This is a genomic window from Nocardioides daedukensis (genome assembly GCF_013408415.1).
Lineage (GTDB): Bacteria > Actinomycetota > Actinomycetes > Propionibacteriales > Nocardioidaceae > Nocardioides > Nocardioides daedukensis.
Genome location: NZ_JACCAA010000001.1, coordinates 3,230,519 through 3,250,327 on the forward strand (window position 1 = coordinate 3,230,519; position 19,809 = coordinate 3,250,327).

16 protein-coding genes are annotated in these 19,809 nt (G+C 69.3%); 9 read left to right on the forward strand and 7 right to left on the reverse strand.

The annotated features are described in order from the left end of the window. Positions 1-12: 12 nt before the first annotated feature. Positions 13-1,257, forward strand: a complete 1,245-nt coding sequence (locus BJ980_RS15785) for an MFS transporter (RefSeq protein ID WP_218855543.1) — start codon at positions 13-15, stop codon at positions 1,255-1,257. Here BJ980_RS15785 and BJ980_RS15790 read toward each other — a convergent pair. Beyond that, a complete protein-coding gene (locus tag BJ980_RS15790; protein ID WP_179503169.1) occupies positions 1,235-2,785 on the reverse strand; it encodes an FAD-dependent oxidoreductase in 1,551 nt (516 codons plus the stop codon). The genes BJ980_RS15785 and BJ980_RS15790 overlap by 23 nt on opposite strands. 167 nt (positions 2,786-2,952) lie before the next feature. On the opposite strand from BJ980_RS15790, the gene trpS reads away from it, so the two are divergent. From trpS to BJ980_RS15805, 3 genes are read left to right on the forward strand one after another with little or no spacing between them, the layout of a single operon-like run. Then, complete coding sequence (trpS, locus tag BJ980_RS15795) at positions 2,953-3,978, forward strand: tryptophan--tRNA ligase (RefSeq protein WP_179503170.1); 1,026 nt, start codon at positions 2,953-2,955, stop codon at positions 3,976-3,978. A 10-nt stretch (positions 3,979-3,988) separates the two neighbouring features. Further along, positions 3,989-4,549, forward strand: a complete 561-nt coding sequence (locus BJ980_RS15800; RefSeq protein WP_179503171.1) for a 2'-5' RNA ligase family protein — start codon at positions 3,989-3,991, stop codon at positions 4,547-4,549. Between the two features lie 6 nt (positions 4,550-4,555). Further along, a complete protein-coding gene (locus tag BJ980_RS15805) occupies positions 4,556-5,653 on the forward strand; it encodes a YihY/virulence factor BrkB family protein (protein WP_343047836.1) in 1,098 nt (365 codons plus the stop codon). A 162-nt stretch (positions 5,654-5,815) separates the two neighbouring features. Here BJ980_RS15805 and BJ980_RS15810 read toward each other — a convergent pair whose 3' ends face one another. The 6 genes from BJ980_RS15810 to BJ980_RS15835 all read right to left on the reverse strand — a co-directional run bounded on the left by BJ980_RS15810 (position 5,816) and on the right by BJ980_RS15835 (position 12,084). After that, the gene (locus BJ980_RS15810; protein ID WP_179503172.1) at positions 5,816-6,559 is read right to left on the reverse strand and encodes a succinate dehydrogenase/fumarate reductase iron-sulfur subunit; all 744 of its coding nucleotides are present in this window, start codon (positions 6,557-6,559) and stop codon (positions 5,816-5,818) included. Continuing rightward, positions 6,556-8,541, reverse strand: coding sequence for a fumarate reductase/succinate dehydrogenase flavoprotein subunit (locus BJ980_RS15815; RefSeq protein ID WP_179503173.1), 1,986 nt, complete (start codon positions 8,539-8,541; stop codon positions 6,556-6,558). The genes BJ980_RS15810 and BJ980_RS15815 overlap by 4 nt, the downstream gene beginning before the upstream one ends. Positions 8,542-8,555: 14 nt before the next feature. Next, positions 8,556-9,257 carry a succinate dehydrogenase/fumarate reductase transmembrane subunit gene (locus BJ980_RS15820; RefSeq protein ID WP_179503174.1) on the reverse strand — a complete coding sequence of 234 codons (702 nt, stop codon included), beginning with the start codon at positions 9,255-9,257 and terminating at the stop codon, positions 8,556-8,558. Positions 9,258-9,330: 73 nt separating this feature from the next. Beyond that, the gene (locus BJ980_RS15825; protein ID WP_179503175.1) at positions 9,331-10,548 is read right to left on the reverse strand and encodes a YibE/F family protein; all 1,218 of its coding nucleotides are present in this window, start codon (positions 10,546-10,548) and stop codon (positions 9,331-9,333) included. 15 nt (positions 10,549-10,563) lie between these two features. After that, positions 10,564-10,944 carry a hypothetical protein gene (locus BJ980_RS15830; protein WP_179503176.1) on the reverse strand — a complete coding sequence of 127 codons (381 nt, stop codon included), beginning with the start codon at positions 10,942-10,944 and terminating at the stop codon, positions 10,564-10,566. Positions 10,945-11,010: 66 nt separating this feature from the next. Then, positions 11,011-12,084 carry a glycosyltransferase gene (locus BJ980_RS15835; protein ID WP_179503177.1) on the reverse strand — a complete coding sequence of 358 codons (1,074 nt, stop codon included), beginning with the start codon at positions 12,082-12,084 and terminating at the stop codon, positions 11,011-11,013. 129 nt (positions 12,085-12,213) lie between these two features. Between BJ980_RS15835 and BJ980_RS15840 the strand changes: the two genes are divergently transcribed. The 5 genes from BJ980_RS15840 (at position 12,214) to BJ980_RS15860 (ending at position 19,730) form a co-directional block, all read left to right on the forward strand. Continuing rightward, a complete protein-coding gene (locus tag BJ980_RS15840; RefSeq protein ID WP_179503178.1) occupies positions 12,214-14,043 on the forward strand; it encodes a methylmalonyl-CoA mutase subunit beta in 1,830 nt (609 codons plus the stop codon). Further along, positions 14,040-16,205: a methylmalonyl-CoA mutase gene (gene scpA, locus BJ980_RS15845; protein WP_179503179.1), complete on the forward strand. Its 2,166-nt coding sequence runs from the start codon at positions 14,040-14,042 to the stop codon at positions 16,203-16,205. Before BJ980_RS15840 ends, scpA begins: the two co-directional genes overlap by 4 nt. Then, positions 16,202-17,284, forward strand: coding sequence for a methylmalonyl Co-A mutase-associated GTPase MeaB (gene meaB, locus BJ980_RS15850; RefSeq protein ID WP_179503180.1), 1,083 nt, complete (start codon positions 16,202-16,204; stop codon positions 17,282-17,284). Before scpA ends, meaB begins: the two co-directional genes overlap by 4 nt. 61 nt (positions 17,285-17,345) lie before the next feature. After that, positions 17,346-18,521: an amidohydrolase gene (locus BJ980_RS15855; RefSeq protein ID WP_179503181.1), complete on the forward strand. Its 1,176-nt coding sequence runs from the start codon at positions 17,346-17,348 to the stop codon at positions 18,519-18,521. A gap of 132 nt (positions 18,522-18,653) precedes the next feature. Further along, a complete protein-coding gene (locus tag BJ980_RS15860) occupies positions 18,654-19,730 on the forward strand; it encodes a BMP family ABC transporter substrate-binding protein (RefSeq protein WP_179503182.1) in 1,077 nt (358 codons plus the stop codon). Positions 19,731-19,809: the final 79 nt, after the last annotated feature.

Here is a 19,809-nt window from a genome sequence, read left to right on the forward strand (position 1 = left end):
TTGGAGACTGGGATGAGTATGACGACCGCAGCCCCCGCCACCCGCGACGCCACCCGATCGCACTTCGGCCTCGCCGTGCTGGCGCTGGCGATGGGCGGCTTCGCCATCGGCACCACCGAGTTCGTCACGATGGGGCTGCTGCCGCAGATCGCCGAGGGCGTCTCGGTGTCGATCCCCAGGAGCGGGCACGTGATCTCGGCGTACGCCGTGGGCGTGGTCGTCGGCGCACCCGTCCTGGCCTTCCTCGGGGCCAGGTTCCCGCGACGGGCCCTGCTGGTCGCCCTGATGGTCGCGTTCGCCGTCGGCAACGGGCTGAGCGCGCTCGCCGGGAGCTATCAGCTGCTCGCCCTCGCCCGGTTCCTCTCCGGGCTGCCGCACGGTGCCTACTTCGGGGTTGCGTCGCTGGTGGCCGCCGAGATGGCCGCGCCGGGTCGGAAGGGTCGCGCCGTTGCACTGGTCATGCTGGGTCTCTCGGTCGCGAACGTGATCGGCGTCCCGGCAGCCACCTGGATGGGGCAGAACCTCGGCTGGCGCTCGGCATACATCGCGGTTGCCGTGCTCGGGGTCGCCACCGTGGCGATGATCCTGGCCTACGTGCCGTCGTTCGCCGCCGACCGCGAGGCGACCGGGCGACGCGAGCTCGCCGCCTTCTCCCGGATCCAGGTCTGGCTGACCCTGCTGGCCGGTGCGATCGGCTTCGGTGGGATGTTCGCCGTCTACTCCTACATCGCCCCGACACTGACCGACGTCGGCGGTCTCGCTGAGTCCTCGGTGCCGATCTTCCTGCTCGCCTTCGGGCTCGGGATGACGTTCGGGACCTGGCTGGCCGGTGAGCTGGCCGACTGGTCCGTCTTCGGGACGCTGCTCGGCTCCGCACTCGGGATGGGGTTGGTGCTGCTGCTCTTCGCGCTCGTCGTTCCGCACGGCTGGTGGGCGATCCCGGTCGTCTTCGCGATCTCCACGCTCGGCTCGGTGCTCGTGGTCAATCTGCAGCTGCGGCTGATGGAGGTTGCCGGCGACGCCCAGACGCTCGGTGCGGCGATGAACCACGCGTCGCTCAACGCTGCCAACGCGCTCGGCGCCTGGCTCGGTGGTCTGGTGATCGCTGCCGGGTGGGGCTACCGCTCGCCGGCACTGGTCGGCGCCGGACTGTCCGCCGCCGGCTTCGCCGTGCTGGTCGCCGCCTGGCTGCTGCACAACCGCACGGCAGCACTCAGCGACACCGAGGGCTCGATCAGTTGGTCGACTCCCCGCTGACCGGTCGGCGGACCAGGGGCTGGGTGGCCGGGCCCTCCAGCACTGTGCCGTCGGGAGCGAACCGGGAGCCGTGCCAGGGGCAGTCCCAGGTCTGCTCCGCGTCGTTCCACTTCAAGGTGCCCCCGACGTGGGTGCACAGCGCCACCACCGGGCAGGTCTGGCCCTCGACCCGCGAGCTGCCGACCGGGAGGACACCCGCGCGGCCGACCTCGCCGGTGCCCGGCAGCAGCTCGTCCGGAGCGGTCCGCGACTCGGCACGCAGCAGCGAGAGCGCGTTCGCCCCCACCGCCCGGGCGTTCATCGAGAGGATCCGGGCGGCGCCACGCGGACGGGTCACCCGTCGGCCCAGGGTCCGCGCCCACGGGACCTGCTGGCCGAGGATCGACCCGGAGATGTTCCGTGCCGCGGCCACCCCGTTGGTCATGCCCCACTTGTCGAAGCCGGTGGCGACGTGGATCCGGCCAGCTCCACGCGGCAGCAGGCCCACATAGGGAACCGTGTCGTGCGAGGTGTAGTCCTGCGCCGACCAGGCATGGGTTTCGACGGCGCCGGGGAAGTGACGATCGGTCCACCGGCGCAGCTCCTCGACGTGCGCCAGCTCGGAGCCGGTCCGCCCGACTCCGTGCCCGCTCCCACCGACCAGCAGGTGACCGGCCTCGCCCGGGGCACCCGGTGCGTCACGAACAGAGCGCGACGAGCTCCCGGCCGACAGGTACATCGCCTCGAGCTCGCCGATGGACCCTGCGGCCCGGTAGGAGAGCACGTAGGAGCGCTTCGGCTCAAGCTTGGCGAAGTAGAGACCGCGATCCAGGACCGGGGCACCGGTCGCCAGGATGACCTCATCGGCCTCGAGCTCGGAGCTGGACGGGACATCGTTCGCGGCAGCCTCTGCTCCCGCGGTGTGCTGCAGCGTGGCCCGGGCCCGCCCCAGCCAGCTCACCCCGGTCAGCCGGACCCCCTGGTGCAGCGTGCCGCCGTGGCTGCGCAGCTGCTCGACCAACGCCTGGAGCACATCCATCGGATCGAACTGCGCCTGGTCGTCGAGGACCACGGCACCGTGGTTGGGGAAGGGGGTGTCCAGGCGCTCGTGCCAGGCCACGTCGAGCCCGAGCCGGCGGGCGGCGTCGTACTCGGCTCGCACCGACGAACGCTCGCCGGTCGAGGCCGCGAAGGTGACCGCGGCACGGGACTGCACCGGGACCTCGTGGTCGCGGCAGAACCGGAGCAACCACTGTTGGCCCTCGCGGTTTGAGTCGAGATAGGCAGCCGCCACGTCGTGGGACTGGTGCTGCAGCAGCGTGGAGAGCTTCGTGCCCTGAAGGAGGCTCAGCTTGGCCGAGGTGTTGCCGGTGGCCACGGCCCCGACGTACCGGGCTTCGACCACGGCGACGCGGCGACCCGCGCGGGCCAGCAGCAGTGCGGTGGTGAGCCCGGTGATGCCGGCTCCGACCACGAGGTCGTCGACGCCGCTCTCCGGCAGCGGGTCGCTGGCAATGGGTCGGGCGCGGTCCAGCCACAGTGAGGTCACCACAGAACTCCTCGCGTCGGGTGCGGTGTCGATCTGGTACCCCACCCCGGGGTGGGCATGCATGATCCGGTGAGCCCGGCACAGGTGAGCCCGGCACAGGTGAGCACGCATCAGGTGAGCAGAGCACCCGGTGAGCACAGGGCCCGGCGCAGTGAAAGAATGTGCCCATGTCCACCGCCGCGCCCGCTCGCCCCCGCGTCCTCTCCGGAATCCAGCCGACGGCTGACTCGTTCCACTTCGGGAACTATCTGGGTGCGCTGCGGCAGTGGGTCACCATGCAGGACGAGTTCGAGCCGTTCTTCTTCATCGCCGACCAGCACGCCATCACCGTCGAGCAGGACCCCAAGCAGCTGCGGGACCGTTGCCTGCGCGCGGCCGCCCAGCTGATCGCGGCCGGGGTCGACCCCGAGAAGTCGGCGATCTTCATGCAGAGCCACGTGCCCGCCCACGCCCAGCTGGGATGGGTGCTCCAGTGCCTGACCGGCTTCGGCGAAGCGCGCCGGATGACCCAGTTCAAGGACAAGTCCGCCAAGCAGGGCGAGGGCGCTGCCAGCGTCGGCCTGTTCACCTACCCGGTGCTGATGGCTGCCGACATCCTGCTCTACCGGCCGCAATACGTCCCTGTGGGCGAGGACCAGCGACAGCACCTCGAGCTCACCCGCGACCTGGCGCAGCGGTTCAACCACCGCTACAAGAAGACCTTCCGCCTACCCGAGCCGTTCATCACCAAGGAGACGGCGAAGATCACCGACCTGCAGGAGCCGACCGCCAAGATGTCGAAGTCGGCTTCCTCGCCGGCCGGCATCATCGACCTGCTCGACGAGCCCTCGGTCAGCGCGAAGAAGATCCGCTCCGCGGTCACCGACTCCGGCAGCGAGGTGCGCTTCGACGCGGACGAGAAGCCCGGGGTCTCCAACCTGCTGACGATCTACTCCACGATCACCGACACCCCCGTCGCAGCGCTGGAGGAGCAGTACGCCGGCAAGGGCTACGGCGACTTCAAGAAGGACCTGGCCGAGGCCGTGGTCGAGTTCGTGACGCCCTTCCGCAACCGCACCCTGGAACTGCTCGAGGACCGCGACCGGCTCAACGACGTGATCGCTGCCGGCGCGGCGAAGGCTAGCGCGGTCGCCGAACGGACCCTGGCCGACGTCTATGACCGGGTCGGATTCGTTCCCCCCGTGGGGCGTTAGAGTCCTGAACGTGTCCACCATCGGCGTATCCATCGCGATTCCCGAGCCATGGGCGACCCGGTTGCAGAATTACCGGACGTCCATCGGTGACGAGTCGGCGACGAAGATCCCGACCCACATCACGCTCGTGCCGCCCTTGGAGGCCGAGGACATGGACGCGGTCGAGAGCCACCTCAGTGCCGTCGCCGAACGAACTTCTCGCTTCGAGATCCACCTGAGGGGCACCGGCACCTTCCGTCCGGTCTCCCCGGTGGTCTTCGTCGGTGTGGTGCGCGGGATCTCCGAGTGTGAGCAGTTGGCCAACGTCGCGCGCAGCGGCCCGCTGGGACAAGAGCTGGACTTCCCCTACCACCCACACGTGACGATTGCGCACCACCTGCCCAGCGAGGCGCTGGACCGTGCCTTCTCAGAGCTCGCAGACTTCGAGTGCCAGTTCGAGGCGAGCGAGTTCCACCTCTACGTCCATGACGAACAGGTCGGCTGGCGGATCAGCCGGTCCTTCGCACTTGCCGGTGAACCAAGCGGGGTCCCGGCCCCCGACGTGCCCGCCACACCCAACTCGGAAGGGTGAGACACCGTGGCCTCTCTCAAGGAACGCCTGAGCCTCAAGGTGGCCCGACTGCGCGCCAAGCGTGCGTGGTTCGACCACCTGATGCGGATGAACGAGCACTACGGAGCGGTCAAGGGAAACCTCCAGGCAGGTGCGGTGACCTACTTCGCCTTCCTGTCGTTCTTCCCGATCCTCGCCCTCGGCTTCTTCGTGATCGGCTATGTGGCCAAGGTCTATCCCGAGGCCCAGGAGAACCTGACCGAGGCGCTCGGCTCGGTGCTGCCGGGCATGGTGGGGGAGGACGAGGGCCAGATCTCCCTGGAGGCCATCCAGGACGCCGCCGGTGCCGTCGGGCTCATCGGTCTGGCCGGTGTGCTCTATGCCGGCCTCGGGTGGTTGTCCGGCATGCGTGAAGCGCTGCTGGTGATGTTCGAGACCCCCCAGCGCGAGCAGCCCAACTTCGTGATCGGCAAGGCCCGCGACCTGGTCTCGCTGGCGCTGATCGGCGTGGTGATGATCGTCAGCGTCGCGGTCTCCAGCCTGATCTCCCGGTTCTCCCGCGAGGTCCTGGAGCTGCTCGGGCTCGGTCTCGGGCTCAGCCCACTGCTGATGGTGATCTCGGTGCTCGTGGGCGTCGCGGCCAGCATGGTGCTGTTCTTCGCGATCTTCCGGCTCTTGGCGGACCCGGACGTGCCGAAGCGGTCGCTGTGGTCGGGGGCGCTCCTCGGCGCGGTCGGCTTCGAGATCCTCAAGCAGATCTCCACGCTGCTGATCGCCTCGACGAAGTCCCAGCCGGCCTTCCAGGCCTTCGGCATCGCGCTCATCCTCGTGGTGTGGATCAACTACTTCTCCCGCGTGGTGATGTATGCCGCGGCCTGGGCGCACACCTCCCGGGAGGCCCGGGCCCATCGCGCAGGCGTGCAGAGCGGCCACGTGGCCAAGGTCGCCGCCGCGACGCCCGCGCCGACGGCTGCTGGGCAGAACGGCGCGACCGCTGGCGCGAGCTCTGCCAAGACATCTGCCGGGACAGCCGGAGACCGGCCCTCACCCACGCTCGCCTTCGCGGCAGGTGGGGGAGCGATGCTCGGGCTCGTGGCGCTCGTACGACGGCTCTCGCGCCGCTGACGGCCCAACCGGACTCGACCCCCGGCCGAGCCCGACTGGTCCCCTGCCCAGCCGTCCAGCCCCGGCGGCTCAGCCCGGCCGGCCCCAGGCATTCGGCTCCACGCAAAGCACTGAGGGCACCCACCGCCAACGCGGTGGGTGCCCTCTGTGGTGGTGCGTGGATCAGCGACCGTGCAGCATCGCGGTGCGCAGGTCCTTGTTCAGCTGCGAGATCACGTCGAGCGGGATGCCCTTGGGGCAGGCCGCCGTGCACTCGCCGATGTTGGTGCAGCCGCCGAAGCCCTCGTGGTCGTGCTGGGCGACCATGTCGACCACGCGGGACTCCCGCTCGGGCTGGCCCTGGGGGAGCTCGCCGAGGTGGGTGATCTTCGCGCCGAGGAACAGCGAGGCGGAGCCGTTGGGGCAGGCCGCGACGCAGGCGCCACACCCGATGCAGGTGGCGACGTCGAAGGCGCGGTCGGCCTTGGCCTTCTCCACCGGGAGGTTGTTGGCTTCCGGTGCAGATCCGGTGTTGACCGAGATGTAGCCACCCGACTGGATGATCCGGTCGAAGGCGGACCGGTCCACGATCAGGTCCTTGAGCACCGGGAACGGCTCGGCGCGCCACGGCTCGACGGTGATCGTGTCGCCGTCCTTGAACGACCGCATGTGCAGCTGGCACGTGGTGGTGACCTCGGGACCGTGCGCCTCACCGTTGATCATGAGGGAGCATGTGCCACAGATGCCCTCGCGGCAGTCCGAGTCGAAGGCGACCGGGTCCTCGCCCTTCTCGTTGAGGTTCTCGTTGAGGAGGTCGAGCATCTCGAGGAACGACATGTCCTCGGAGACGTCGTCGAGGTCGTACTTCTGCATCGCGCCCTTGGACGAGGCGTTGGCCTGGCGCCAGATGTTGAGTGTGATCTTCACTTGTAGCTCCGTGCCTTCATCTCGATGGCTTCGTATGCGAGGGATTCCTGGTGGAGGACCGGCATGTGGCCGTCCTCGCCGGCCCACTCCCAGGCAGCGACGTAGGCGAACTCCTCGTCGATGCGGGCCGCTTCACCATCAGGTGTCGCGGACTCGGCACGGAAGTGACCACCACAGGACTCGCGGCGGTTGAGGGCGTCGATGCACATCAGCTCTCCGAGCTCGAAGAAGTCGGCCACACGGCCGGCCCGCTCGAGGCTCTGGTTGAGGCTCTCCGCGCTGCCCAGCACCTTGACGTTCTTCCAGAAGTCGGCCTTCAGTTCACGGATGAGACCGATGGCCTTAGTCAGGCCCTCCTTGGTCCGCTCCATGCCGCAGTACTCCCACATGATGTGGCCGAGTTCCTTGTGGTAGCTGTCGACCGAGCGGGTGCCGTTGACGGTGAGGAAGTGGTTGATCCGCTCCTCGACGTCCTTCTTGGCCTCGATGACCGCCGGGTGGGACTCGTCGATCCGCTCGTGGCTGTCAGCCAGGTAGTTGGCGATCGTGTAGGGGAGGACGAAGTAGCCGTCTGCGAGCCCCTGCATCAGTGCCGAGGCACCGAGGCGGTTGGCGCCCTGGTCGGAGAAGTTGGCCTCACCGGCCACGAACAGGCCCTTGACGTTGCTCTCCAGGTCGTAGTCGACCCACAGGCCACCCATCACGTAGTGCACGGCCGGGTAGACGCGCATCGGGACCTCGTAGGGGTTCTCCGCGGTGATCTGCGCATACATGTCGAACAGGTTGCCGTACTTGGCCTCGACGGTGTCGCGGCCCACGCGCTCGATGATGTCGGCGAAGTCGAGGTAGACACCACGGCGTACGCCGTCGACCTCGGGACCGACACCGCGGCCCTCGTCGCACATGTACTTCGCCTGACGCGAGGCGATGTCGCGGGGGACCAGGTTGCCGAACGCCGGGTAGATCCGCTCCAGGTAGTAGTCGCGGTCCTCCTCCGGGATGTCGCGCGGGTCCTTGGCGCAGTCTTCCTTCTTCTTCGGCACCCAGATCCGGCCGTCGTTGCGCAGCGACTCCGACATCAGGGTCAGCTTCGACTGGTTCTCACCGGAGACCGGGATGCAGGTCGGGTGGATCTGCGTGTAGCAGGGGTTGCCCATGTAGGCGCCCTTGCGGTGCGCACGCCACGCGGCGGTGACGTTGGAGCCCATAGCGTTGGTGGACAGGAAGTAGACGTTGCCGTAGCCGCCCGTGGCCAGGACGACGGCGTCACCGAGGTGGGTCTCGATCTCGCCGGTGACCATGTCGCGGACGATGATGCCCTTGGCGACGTTGTCCACCACGATCAGCTCGAGCATCTCGTGGCGGGTGTGGGTGGTGACCGTGCCGGCTGCGACCTGGCGTTCGAGGGCCTGGTAGGCGCCGATCAACAGCTGCTGGCCGGTCTGGCCGCGGGCATAGAAGGTGCGGGAGACCTGCACGCCACCGAAGGACCGGTTGTCGAGGAGGCCGCCGTACTCGCGCGCGAACGGAACGCCCTGCGCGACGCACTGGTCGATGATGCTCGCCGAGACCTCGGCCAGTCGGTAGGAGTTGGACTCCCGTGAGCGGAAGTCGCCGCCCTTCACGGTGTCGTAGAAGAGGCGGTAGGTCGAGTCGCCGTCGTTGCGGTAGTTCTTTGCGGCGTTGATGCCGCCCTGGGCGGCGATCGAGTGGGCGCGGCGGGGGGAGTCCTGGTAGCAGAAGCTCTCCACCTGGTAGCCGGCCTCACCGAGCGTGGCACCGGCGGCGGCGCCGGCCAGGCCGGTCCCGACGATGATCACCTTGATCTTGCGACGGTTGGCCGGGTTGACCAGCTTGGCGTGGGCCTTGCGCTCTTCCCACCGCTGGGGGACGGGGACGTCGGCCGGTGCCTTGGTGTCTGCGATCGGTTCGCCGAGGGTGAAGAAGCCCGCGGCGTCGCTCGTCACGTTCGTGTCAGTCATGGGGATATCAGCCTTCAGTCAACGATGCCGGTGAGGATGGACAGCGGGACCAGCGCGAATCCGCCGGCGATCACCACGGCCAGGAAGACGCCGGCGAAGTTTGCCCGCGCGCGGCTCTTGGCGGTGTTGGTGAGGCCGAGGGTCTGGCTGGCACTCCACACGCCGTGGCGCAGGTGCATGGCCAGCGCGATCATCGCGAGCAGGTAGACCACTGCGACCCACCACTGCTCGGGCTGGAAGGAGCTGACCACGCGCTCGTACGGCGACTCGGGGTCCCCGTTGACGTTGATGGTGTGGGTGGTCAGGTGCAGCAGGTGGAAGACCACGAAGAGCAGCAGCGCGACACCACCCCAGCGCATCATCTTCGACGAGAGGGTCGCGGCCACGGCCTTCTTCACGACGTACTTCTGGGTGCGGGCCTTGGAGGCGCGCGCCCAGAGTGCGAAGGCGGCGTACGCGTGCCCGATCACGGACAGCAGGAGCACCACGCGGAGCACCCACAGCAGACCTTCGTAGGGGAGCATCGGCTCCCCGAAGGTGCGCAGGTGGTGCGCGTACTCATCAAAGGCTTCCTGGCCGGCGAAGACCTTGAGGTTGCCGTACATATGGAGCAGCACATAGCCGATGAAGACCAGGCCGGTGACGGCCATGAGGAGCTTCAGCGCGATCGTGGATCGCGTCGACCGGCTGCCTTTCACGAGAGTCGGAGTTGCCACGGAGGGCAACTTACTCCCATTCGTCGGCGGTGGGCAGCGAAGGTCAGCCTTAGACGATGTGACATTCGCCCGGTTACTGGCCGGTCACAACTTTTCGGGGCCCGTTCACGGTCAGTGCCGCGATCGCCGTCGTGGCCGGAACCGCGAGCACCAGACCGATCGCGGAGGCCAGGGTGCGCATGATCTCGGCGGCGATGTTCTCGTCCGGCAGGGTGTCGAGCAGCGGCCGCTCATAGAGCGAGAGGAGCATCAGCACCGCCAGCGCCGTGCCGGCATAGGCGAACACGATCGTGTAGATCGTCGAGGCGATGTGGTCCCGCCCGATCCGCATGCCGCTGATGAACAGCTGCAGCCGCGTCATCTCCGGGGCCGCGGCCCGCAGCTCCCACACCGCGGAGGACTGGGTGATCGTGACGTCGTTCAGCACGCCGAGCCCGGCGATGATCACCGCCGAGGTGAGCAGCCCCTGGTAGTTCAGGTCCGGCGCATAGAGCATCAGGTATTCGTTGGTGTCGTCGCTGACCCCGCTGAGCCGGGCCGCATGGACCCCCCACATCCCGATCGCCGTGATGATCGCGATCCCGAACAGGGTCCCGGCCAGCGCCGTGCTGGTCCGCACCGAGAGGCCATGGGTCAGGTAGAGCACCACGAACATGATCACGCTCGACCCGACCAGCGCGATCCCGATCCCCGAGCCGCCCTCGAGCAGTCCGGGCAGCATGAACTTCGCCACCACGAAGCCCGCGAAGACCAGGCCGACCAGCGCCATCAGGCCGCGCAGTCGTGCCACCACCAGGGTGACCAGGACGAAGGCGACCAGGAGCAGCCCCAGTGGCGCGTTGCGCTGGGTGCCGACCCAGCCCCACGACGGCTCGGCCCCGTCGACGCCGGCGATCCGGGCCAGCTTCACCTCGTCGCCCTTCTGCAGCCCCGACTTCGCGACGTACGGCGGGACCTGGATGACGACGCGGTCCTTGCCGACCTGTGCGGTCAGCTCGTTGCAGTGCTCCGGGAAGTCCTCGCCCGAGCCCGGCGGGGCGTTCGGGTCGGCCACGATCACCGGGCACGGCTCGCTCACCGAGACCACCTTGCCGACCGGGAAGGTGGTGCCGTCAGCGGCGTACTGCGGGGGCGTCGGCTTCTCGCCGTCCCCGGGCCACAGCACGAACAGTCCGATGATCGTGGCCAGTGCGACCAGGGCGAGCGCGGTCAGCAGGAAGAACCGCGACACGAGCCCGACCTCGACGTCGGGGAGGTCGTGGGAGTGAGAGTGAGAGTGTGCGCCGCCCATGGCGCGAATCCTGCCTCAGTCGCCAAGCGTGCGTGGTGGAAGCTCGCCGCGCTGGATGGCTTCGGCGAGCTGGGCGATCCGGTCGCGGCTGTCGCCCCACCCACCTGCGGCGATCTCGAACCAGGGCGTGAAGCCCTTGCGCGCCTCGACGGTCCAGTGCCGTCCGAACGCGATCCGGCCCAGGATCGCGAACGGCAGCACGGCCAGCAGGAGCAGCAGCTCGAGGCCGAAGAGGACCGCGAGGATCAGGAAGGGGATGGCCAGGATGAACCAGAGGAAGTCGTCGAACATCGAGTCGGGCGCCCAGTCGAATGCGTCGGAGCCGAACCTGCGGCGCCACGGCACCCATCGACGGGTCACGCGCCAGGTGTTGCCCTGCGGATCACGAACCTTCATGGACGCCACCCTGCCCACGCGCGACCGCCTCGACACCTGTGGGGTCGCCGGGCGGCGACGAAGGACTCAGACGGCCACCGGGTGGGCCAGCCGGTAGTGGTCCGCGAAGAGCTCGTCGCAGGCCTCGACCCAGCTCCGTCCCACGGCCAGCTCACGGCCCCGCTCGCCGAGGAGCCGGCGCTGCCGGTCGGCGACGATGCTGGCGATCGCACTGCGCAGGCCTCCCGGAGCAGGGTCGTGGAGGAGTCCCGTCTCCAGGTTGCGCACGGCATCGACGGCGCCGCCGGTGCGCGGTGCCACGACGGGTACGCCGCTGGCCGATGCCTCGCGCAGGGCGTGGGCGCAGGTCTGCTGCTCACCGGGGTGGACCAGCACGTCGAGGGTGGCCATCGCCGTGGCCAGGTCACCCGGCTCGACCTCGCCGAGGAACTTGGCGTCTCCCAGGCGCTCCTCGAGCCAACCGCGCTGTGGGCCGTCGCCGATGACCACGAGCCGCACGCCGGGCACCGAGGCGACCTCGACCAGACGACGTACGCCGTGGCGCTTGTGCAGGCTTCCGACGAATCCGACGACGACGCGCGGTGTGCGCTCCTTGTTCCAGCGCGACCACGAGGCGTGCAGGAAGTCGTCGCGCAGGTTGGGGTTCCAGGCGGCCACGTCCACGCCGGGGCGCCACACGGGAGCCTCGACGCCGAGGGTGTCGAGTCGCTGCTGCATCCAGTCGCAGGTGACCACGACCGTGTCCGCGCGGGCGTGCACCTTGCGCAGCCAGTGCTCCGCGGTCAGCGGCTGGACGGGGGACTGCTGCACCACCAGCGTCTCGGCCCCGAGGCGCTGGGCGTGCTTGAGGGCCTTGCGGCCGAGGATCCCGGGGGAGGCCACGTGGACCAGGTCGGGAGCGAAATCGGCGAGCGCGGCGTGAACCTGGCGGCCGGGCTTGTCGAGGGGACGGATCCGCGAGACGGGCGCATTGCGATAGGTCGCGAGTCCGGGACCGGGCGCGATGATGCGTACGTCGTGGCCCAGCGTGATCAGCCGGTCCACCACCTGCTTGTTGGTGCGCGTGGTGCCGTCGACGGCCGGATAGAAGGACTCGGTGACGATCGCGATCCGGCGGGGACTGCTGTGGAGTTGATCCATGCCCCAAGGCTGCGGCGGCCGGGTGACGCACGGGTGACACGTGCACGAACTGTGGTCGTCGAGTGTCCACCAGATGGGAGATCTCACATCGAGTGGCCCGAGATCGCGGCTTTCCCTATTGTGCGAGCCATGACTTCTGGCCCTGATCCGGACACCGCCCAGGACTCCTTGAGCCTGGCCGGTCCCGAGGACCAGCACTCCGCCGCGGATTGGGAAAAGGCCACCGCGGCCGTGCTGCGCAAGACCCGTCAGCTCAGCGACGACGCACCCGACTCGGCGGTGTGGGAGAAGCTGACCCGGACCACGCTCGACGGGATCGACGTGCTGCCGATCGGTTCGCCGGACACGGCCTCCGGGCTGCCCGCGACCGGCGTCCCGGGTGCCGCGCCGTTCACCCGCGGCCGTCTCGCGGAGAAGCCGGAGCTCGGCTGGGACATCCGCCCGGCGCTCTACGGTCTGCCGGTCAAGGAGCTGAACGAGGCCGTCCTGGCCGACCTCGAGAACGGGTCCACCTCGCTGTGGCTCGAGCTCGGGGCCACGGTTGCCGCGAGCGACCTGCCGGCCGCCCTGGACGGCGTACTCCTCGACCTCGCGCCGGTCGTGCTGGACGCTCCCGGCGACCCGGTCGCCGCAGCCGAGGCCCTGGCCGCACTCTTCGCCGACCGCGGAGTCACTCCCGCCGAGGGCACCAACCTCGGTGCCGACCCGATCGGCGCGCAGGTGCGCGGCGAGGGTGCCATCTCGCTCGAGACGCTCGACGTGGTCGCCCCCATCGCCCGCGAGCTCGGCGCCCTGGCTGTCGTCGTCGACGGCACCGCGGTGCATGACCTCGGCGCCTCCGATGCCCAGGAGCTCGGCTACAGCCTGGCCGTCGGAGCGGCCTACCTGCGTCGGCTCGTGGCCAGCGGCCTCTCCGTCGACGAGGCCCTGGGCCTGCTCGAGTTCCGCTATGCCGCGACCGACGAGCAGTTCCCGACCATCGCCAAGTTCCGCGCCGCTCGCCGCCTCTGGTCGCGGGTCGCCGAGCTCTCCGGTGCCTCGGCCGAGGCCGGTGGCCAGCGACAGCACGCGGTCACGTCGCGACCGATGATGAGCAAGTACGACCCCTACGTGAACATGCTGCGCACCACGGTCGCCTCGTTCGCCGCGGGCGTCGGGGGAGCCGAGGCAGTCACGGTGCTGCCCTTCGACTCCGCGCTCGGCGTCCCGGACGCCTTCTCGCGACGGATCGCGCGCAACACCAGCTCGCTGCTGATCTCCGAGTCCCACGTCGCCAAGGTCGTCGACCCGGCGGGCGGCTCCTATGCCGTGGAGCGGCTCACCGACGACCTGGCCAAGGCGGCCTGGGCCGAGTTCGATCGCATCGAGGCCGTCGGCGGCATCGTCGTCGCCCTGGAGGACGGCTCGTTGAGGTCCCGCATCGATGCGGTGGTCGCCGAGCGCGACGACCAGATCGCGCACCGCACGCGCCCCCTCACCGGCGTCAGCGAGTTCCCGAACCTGGCCGAGGTGCTGCCCGAGCGTGCGCCGCACCCGAACACGGACGTACGCCGCTACGGCGCCGCCTTCGAGGCCCTGCGTGACCAGCCCGCCTCGGCTCCGGTCTTCCTGGCCACGCTGGGACCGATCGCCTCGCACACCGCACGGGCCACTTTTGCGGCCAACCTGTTCGCCGCAGGTGGCGTCGCGGTCGAGGTCGCCGGTGCGACCAAGGACGCCGACGAGCTCGTCGCGGCCTATGCCGGCCAGTCGGTGGTCTGCCTGGCCGGTGCCGACAAGACCTACGCCGAGTGGGGCGCCGACGCGATCGCGAAGCTGCGCGCGGCCGGCGCGGAGCACGTCGTCCTGGCCGGCAAGCCGGGCGACAAGACGGTCCCGGCCGACCTGGTCGACGACTCGGCCGCGGTCGGTGTCGACGCCCTCACCTTCCTCAACACCACCCGGGAGAAGCTGGCATGAGCATTCCTGAATCCTTCGCTGGTCTTCCGCTCTCCCCGGACTCGACTGCGCCCGCCGAGGCTGCCGGGCTCGCTGGGACCGGTGAGCCGTGGCAGAGCCCCGAGGGCATCGGGGTGCTGCCGGTCTACGGGCCCGAGCACCTCGAGGGCCTCGACGCCCTGGGCACCTGGCCGGGCCTGAGCCCGTTCCTGCGCGGCCCCTACCCGACGATGTACACCACCCAGCCGTGGACGATCCGTCAATATGCCGGGTTCTCCACCGCCGAGGAGTCCAACGCCTTCTACCGCCGCAACCTGGCCGCCGGCCAGAAGGGCCTCTCGGTCGCCTTCGACCTGGCCACCCACCGCGGCTACGACTCCGACCACCCGCGCGTGCGCGGCGACGTCGGGATGGCCGGTGTCGCGATCGACTCGATCTATGACACCCGCACCCTCTTCGACGGCATCCCGCTCGACGAGATGTCGGTCTCGATGACGATGAACGGCGCCGTGCTGCCGGTGCTCGCGCTCTACATCGCTGCCGCCGAGGAGCAGGGGGTGAAGCCGGAACAGCTCGCGGGGACGATCCAGAACGACATCCTCAAGGAGTTCATGGTCCGCAACACCTACATCTATCCGCCGGCGCCGTCGATGCGGATCATCTCCGACATCTTCAGCTACACGTCGGCGAAGATGCCGCGGTTCAACTCGATCTCGATCTCCGGCTACCACATCCAGGAGGCCGGGGCGACCAACGACCTCGAGCTCGCCTACACGTTGGCCGACGGCGTGGAATACATCCGGGCCGGCCTGGACACCGGGATGACGATCGACCAGTTCGCCCCGCGCCTGAGCTTCTTCTGGGCGATCGGGATGAACTTCTTCATGGAGGTCGCCAAGATGCGCGCCGCCCGTGCCCTGTGGGCGCGGTTGGTGGGCCAGTTCGAGCCGCAGAACCCCAAGTCGCTCTCGCTGCGCACGCACTCGCAGACCTCCGGCTGGTCGCTGACCGCCCAGGACGTCTACAACAACGTGCAGCGGACCGCGATCGAGGCGATGGCCGCGACCCAGGGCCACACCCAGTCGCTGCACACGAACGCCCTCGACGAGGCGATCGCGCTGCCGACCGACTTCTCGGCCCGGATCGCGCGCAACACCCAGCTGCTGCTGCAGCAGGAGTCGCGCACCACCGAGATCATCGACCCGTGGGCCGGTTCCTACTACGTCGAGAAGCTCACCCACGACCTCGCCGAGCGGGCCTGGGCGCACATCCAGGAGGCCGAGGCCGCCGGCGGCATGGCCGCCGCGATCGAGCAGGGCATCCCCAAGATGCGCATCGAGGAGGCCGCCGCCCGCACCCAGGCCCGGATCGACTCCGGCGCCCAGCGGGTGATCGGCGTGAACACCTACCGGTTGGCCGCCGAGGACAAGCTCGACGTGCTCAAGGTCGACAACGACGACGTCTACCGCCAGCAGATCGCCAAGCTGGAGCGGCTCCGCGCCGAGCGCAACGACGACGACGTACACCGTAGCCTCGAGGCCCTCACCAACTCCGCCGAGCGCGGCGCCACCAAGGGCTCACTGGACGGCAACCTGCTCGCGCTGGCCGTCGACGCGGCACGCGCCAAGGCCACCGTCGGTGAGATCTCCGAGGCGCTGGAGAAGGTCTACGGCCGCCACCAGGCCGTGATCCGTACGATCAGCGGTGTGTACCGCACCGAAGCCTCCGAGGGGGGCAACGACTCCATCGACGCAGTCCTCGCCGCGACCGAGAAGTTCGAGGAGGAGGAAGGGCGCCGTCCCCGCATCCTGGTCGCCAAGATGGGCCAGGACGGTCACGACCGTGGCCAGAAGGTCGTGGTCACCGCCTTTGCCGACCTCGGCTTCGACGTCGACGTCGGCCCGCTGTTCTCCACCCCCGAGGAGGTGGCCCAGCAGGCGGTCGACGCGGACGTGCACATCGTCGGCGTCTCCTCGCTCGCGGCCGGCCACCTCACCCTGCTTCCCGCGTTGAAGCAGGCCCTGGCCGACCTCGGCCGCCCGGACATCATGATCGTGATCGGCGGGGTCATCCCGCCCGATGACGTCGAGACCCTCAAGCAGATGGGGGCCGCGGCGGTGTTCCTGCCCGGGACGGTGATCGCGGAGTCCGCCATCGACCTGCTGGAGAAGCTGTCGTCGTGACCTCCGAGGCTGGTCGAGCAGGGCAAGCCACGAGTCCGGCCGAGAGCCCGGCCAAGAACCCGGTCAGTCCGGACCGGGGCAGTGCCCGGCGACAGGTCGACGTGGACGCCCTCGTCGAGGGCGTCCTGGCCGGCCAGCGCGCCGCGGTGTCCCGATCGATCACCCTGGTCGAGTCCTCGCGGCCCGACCACCGCCAGGCCGCCCGCGAGCTGCTGACCCGGCTCACCCCGCATGCCGGGGGAGCGGTCCGGGTCGGGATCTCCGGGGTGCCCGGGGTCGGGAAGTCCACCTTCATCGAGTCGCTGGGGATGCAGCTGGTCGATGCGGGCCACCAGGTCGGTGTGCTCGCCGTCGACCCGTCCTCGGTCCGCACCGGCGGATCCGTCCTCGGCGACAAGACCCGGATGTCGCGGCTCTCGGCCAGCCCCGGTGCCTACATCCGGCCCTCACCCTCGGCAGGCACCCTGGGCGGTGTCGCCCGGGCCACCACCCAGGCGATGCTGGTCCTGGAGGCCGCGGGCTATGACATCGTGCTCGTCGAGACCGTGGGCGTGGGACAGTCCGAGGTCACCGTGGCCGGCATGGTCGACTCCTTCCTCTTCCTGACCCTGGCGCGCACGGGTGACCAGTTGCAGGGGATCAAGAAGGGCATCCTGGAGATCGTCGATGTGGTCGCGGTCAACAAGGCCGACGACCAGGGCGGCCACACGTCGGGGGAACCCGAGGCGCGCGTCGCTGCCCGCGAGCTGGCCGGAGCCCTGCGCCTGGTCCAGGGGCGCGGCGAGTGGGCCTCGCCGGTCGTCACCTGCTCCGGCCTGACCGGTGTCGGCGTCGAGGACGTGTGGGACCGGATCATCAGCCACCGCGACAGCCTCGGCCCCGACGGCATCGCCCGCAAGCGTGCCGACCAGCAGCTCGAGTTCACCTGGGCGCTGGTCCGTGACGAGCTGGCTGAGCGGCTCAAGCGCTCACCCGGCGTGGCCGCGGTGCGTGAGGAGGTCCGCAGCTCGGTCCTCGCCGGTGAGATGGCCGCCCCGGAGGCGGCCGACCGGATCCTTGCGGCCTACGACCAGTCCTGAGACCCGCTGGGGGCGGGACACTCGCGGGCTCGCCCGCGCCGACCACTAGGCTGGACCGATCATGTCGGAAGCCAGTGAACTGATCGCGAACGTCATCGAGAAGTGCTCCGCCGAGCTGATCGAGGTCCGGCGGGACCTGCACGCCCACCCGGAGCTCTCCTGGACCGAGGCGCGCACCACCGAGATGATCGCGAGCCGCCTCGAGCAGGCAGGGCTTCGGGTACGCCGCCTCCCGCGTTCGGGCCTGCTGGCTGAGGTGGGGGACGCCGGACCGTGCATCGCCCTGCGCGGCGACCTGGATGCGCTCCCGGTCGAGGACCGCACCGAGGACCCGTGGCGCTCCACGGTCCCCGGAGTCGCGCACGCCTGCGGCCATGACGTGCACACCGCGGCCCTGCTCGGCGCCGGGCTGGCGCTCTCTGAGCTGCACGCCCAAGGGCTGCTCCCCGGCCGGGTCCGCCTGCTCTTCCAGCCGGCCGAGGAGGTGATGCCCGGAGGCGCCCTTGAGCTGGTCGCCCAGGGTGCGCTCAACGGCGTGAGCCAGGTCTACTGCCTGCACTGCGACCCCACCCTCGACGTCGGTGAGATCGGTGTGCGCGAAGGCGCACTGACCGGCGCGGCCGACTCCCTCGACGTACACCTGATCGGCAAGGGCGGCCACACCTCCCGCCCGCACCTGACCGAGGACCTCACCTTCGCGCTCGGCAAGCTGGTCACCGAGCTGCCCGCGATCCTGTCGCGGCGCCTCGATCCCCGCGCCGGGGTCAGCGTGGTGTGGGGAATGATCCGCGCCGGCGCCACCCACAACGTGATCCCCGCAACCGGGCACGTGGCCGGAACCGTGCGGATGCTCGACGCAGGTGCCTGGGCCGTGGCCGAGGACCTGGTCCGCGAGTCGGTCGAGCAGATCGTCGCGCCCTACGGCGTCACTGCCGAGATCACCTATCAACGCGGGGTGCCTCCCGTGGTCAACGACCACGTCGCGACCACCGTGCTGGCCCGGGCCGTCGAGCGGGTGCTCGGCCCCGAGGGAGTCGTGCCGACGCTGCAGAGCCTCGGCGGCGAGGACTTCGGGTGGTACCTCGAGCACGTTCCCGGCGCGATGGCCCGGCTCGGGACCCGCACACCCGGGGGACCGACGTACGACCTCCACCAGGGGAACCTGCGCATCGACGAGCGTGCCACCGCGATCGCCGCGGCGCTTCTCGCCGAGGTCGCCGTGGGCGCTTTGGGTTGACGTCGAGCAGCGATCAGGTCACCGGCTGGTAACAGTTCGGATGGGTCGTCCTCGAATGCACCCCCACGGGCTTAGGGTGACGTCGATTGCGCCCGGACCCGAGCGCCGAACGTAGAACATCTGGAGGACGTCGTGAAGAAGACCCTACGCATTGCGGCCGTGACGAGCGCAGTCGTGCTGACGCTGGCAAGTTGCGGATCGCGACCCTCGGACAAGGCCGACGACGAGGTCGAGAAGGGCACCCAGTACCCGGACTTCAAGGCGTGCATGGTCTCCGACTCGGGCGGCTTCGACGACAAGTCCTTCAACCAGACCTCCTACGCCGGTCTGGTCAACGCCAAGGAGAAGCACGGCCTGAAGACCGCCGAGGTCGAGTCGAACTCCGACGCCGAATATGACGGCAACCTCAAGGAGCTGGTCAACGCCGACTGCAACCAGATCACCACCGTCGGCTTCAAGCTCGCAGCCGCGACCCTCAAGTCGGCCAAGGCCAACCCCGACGTCGACTACGCGATCGTCGACTCCACCTACATCGACGAGTCCGGTAAGAACACCGCGCCGGCCAACGTCAAGGGTCTCTCCTTCAAGACCGACGAGGCTGCGTTCCTCGCCGGCTACCTCGGCGCCTCGCAGTCGAAGACCGGCAAGGTCGGCACCTTTGGTGGGATGAACATCCCGACCGTCACGATCTTCATGAACGGCTTCGCCAAGGGCGTCGCGAAGTACAACGAGGACAACGACGCGAACGTCCAGGTCATCGGCTGGGACGAGGCGAAGCAGAAGGGCTCGTTCACCAACGACTTCGAGACCCAGTCCAAGGGTCAGTCCGTGGCCAAGACCCTGATCCGTCAGGGTGCCGACGTGGTCATGCCGGTCGCAGGGCCGGCCGGTCTCGGCGGGCTCAAGGCCGTCAAGGACGCCGGCGTGATGGGCATCTGGGTGGACACCGACGGTTGTGTCTCCGCCGCTGAGTACTGCGACGTGCTGCTGAGCTCGGTCGTCAAGGCCATGGACGTCGCCGTGCAGCAGGCGATCACCGACTCCGCCGAGGACAAGTTCACCAACGAGGTCTACGAGGGCACCCTGGCCAACGAGGGCGTCTCGCTGGCACCGTTCCACGAGTTCGACTCCAAGATCGACCAGAAGGTCAAGGACGAGCTGAAGGCTCTCCAGGAGCAGATCATCTCCGGGGACCTCAAGGTCAACTGATCGCAGGGGGCCGGGGTCGGGCATCCGCCCGGCCCCGGCCCTTGCGTTCTAGGGTGTTGCCAGGCATTCCGCAGCTCGA

What these genes read in the sequence shown, in the direction of transcription:
- BJ980_RS15785 (WP_218855543.1), top strand. Translation starts at nt 13, where the DNA reads ATGAGTATGACGACCGCAGCCCCCGCCACCCGCGACGCCACCCGATCG.
- BJ980_RS15825 (WP_179503175.1), bottom strand. Translation starts at nt 10,548, where the DNA reads ATGGGCGGCGCACACTCTCACTCTCACTCCCACGACCTCCCCGACGTC.
- BJ980_RS15840 (WP_179503178.1), top strand. Translation starts at nt 12,214, where the DNA reads ATGACTTCTGGCCCTGATCCGGACACCGCCCAGGACTCCTTGAGCCTG.
- BJ980_RS15855 (WP_179503181.1), top strand. Translation starts at nt 17,346, where the DNA reads ATGTCGGAAGCCAGTGAACTGATCGCGAACGTCATCGAGAAGTGCTCC.
- BJ980_RS15815 (WP_179503173.1), bottom strand. Translation starts at nt 8,541, where the DNA reads ATGACTGACACGAACGTGACGAGCGACGCCGCGGGCTTCTTCACCCTC.
- BJ980_RS15830 (WP_179503176.1), bottom strand. Translation starts at nt 10,944, where the DNA reads ATGAAGGTTCGTGATCCGCAGGGCAACACCTGGCGCGTGACCCGTCGA.
- trpS (WP_179503170.1), top strand. Translation starts at nt 2,953, where the DNA reads ATGTCCACCGCCGCGCCCGCTCGCCCCCGCGTCCTCTCCGGAATCCAG.
- BJ980_RS15835 (WP_179503177.1), bottom strand. Translation starts at nt 12,084, where the DNA reads ATGGATCAACTCCACAGCAGTCCCCGCCGGATCGCGATCGTCACCGAG.
- scpA (WP_179503179.1), top strand. Translation starts at nt 14,040, where the DNA reads ATGAGCATTCCTGAATCCTTCGCTGGTCTTCCGCTCTCCCCGGACTCG.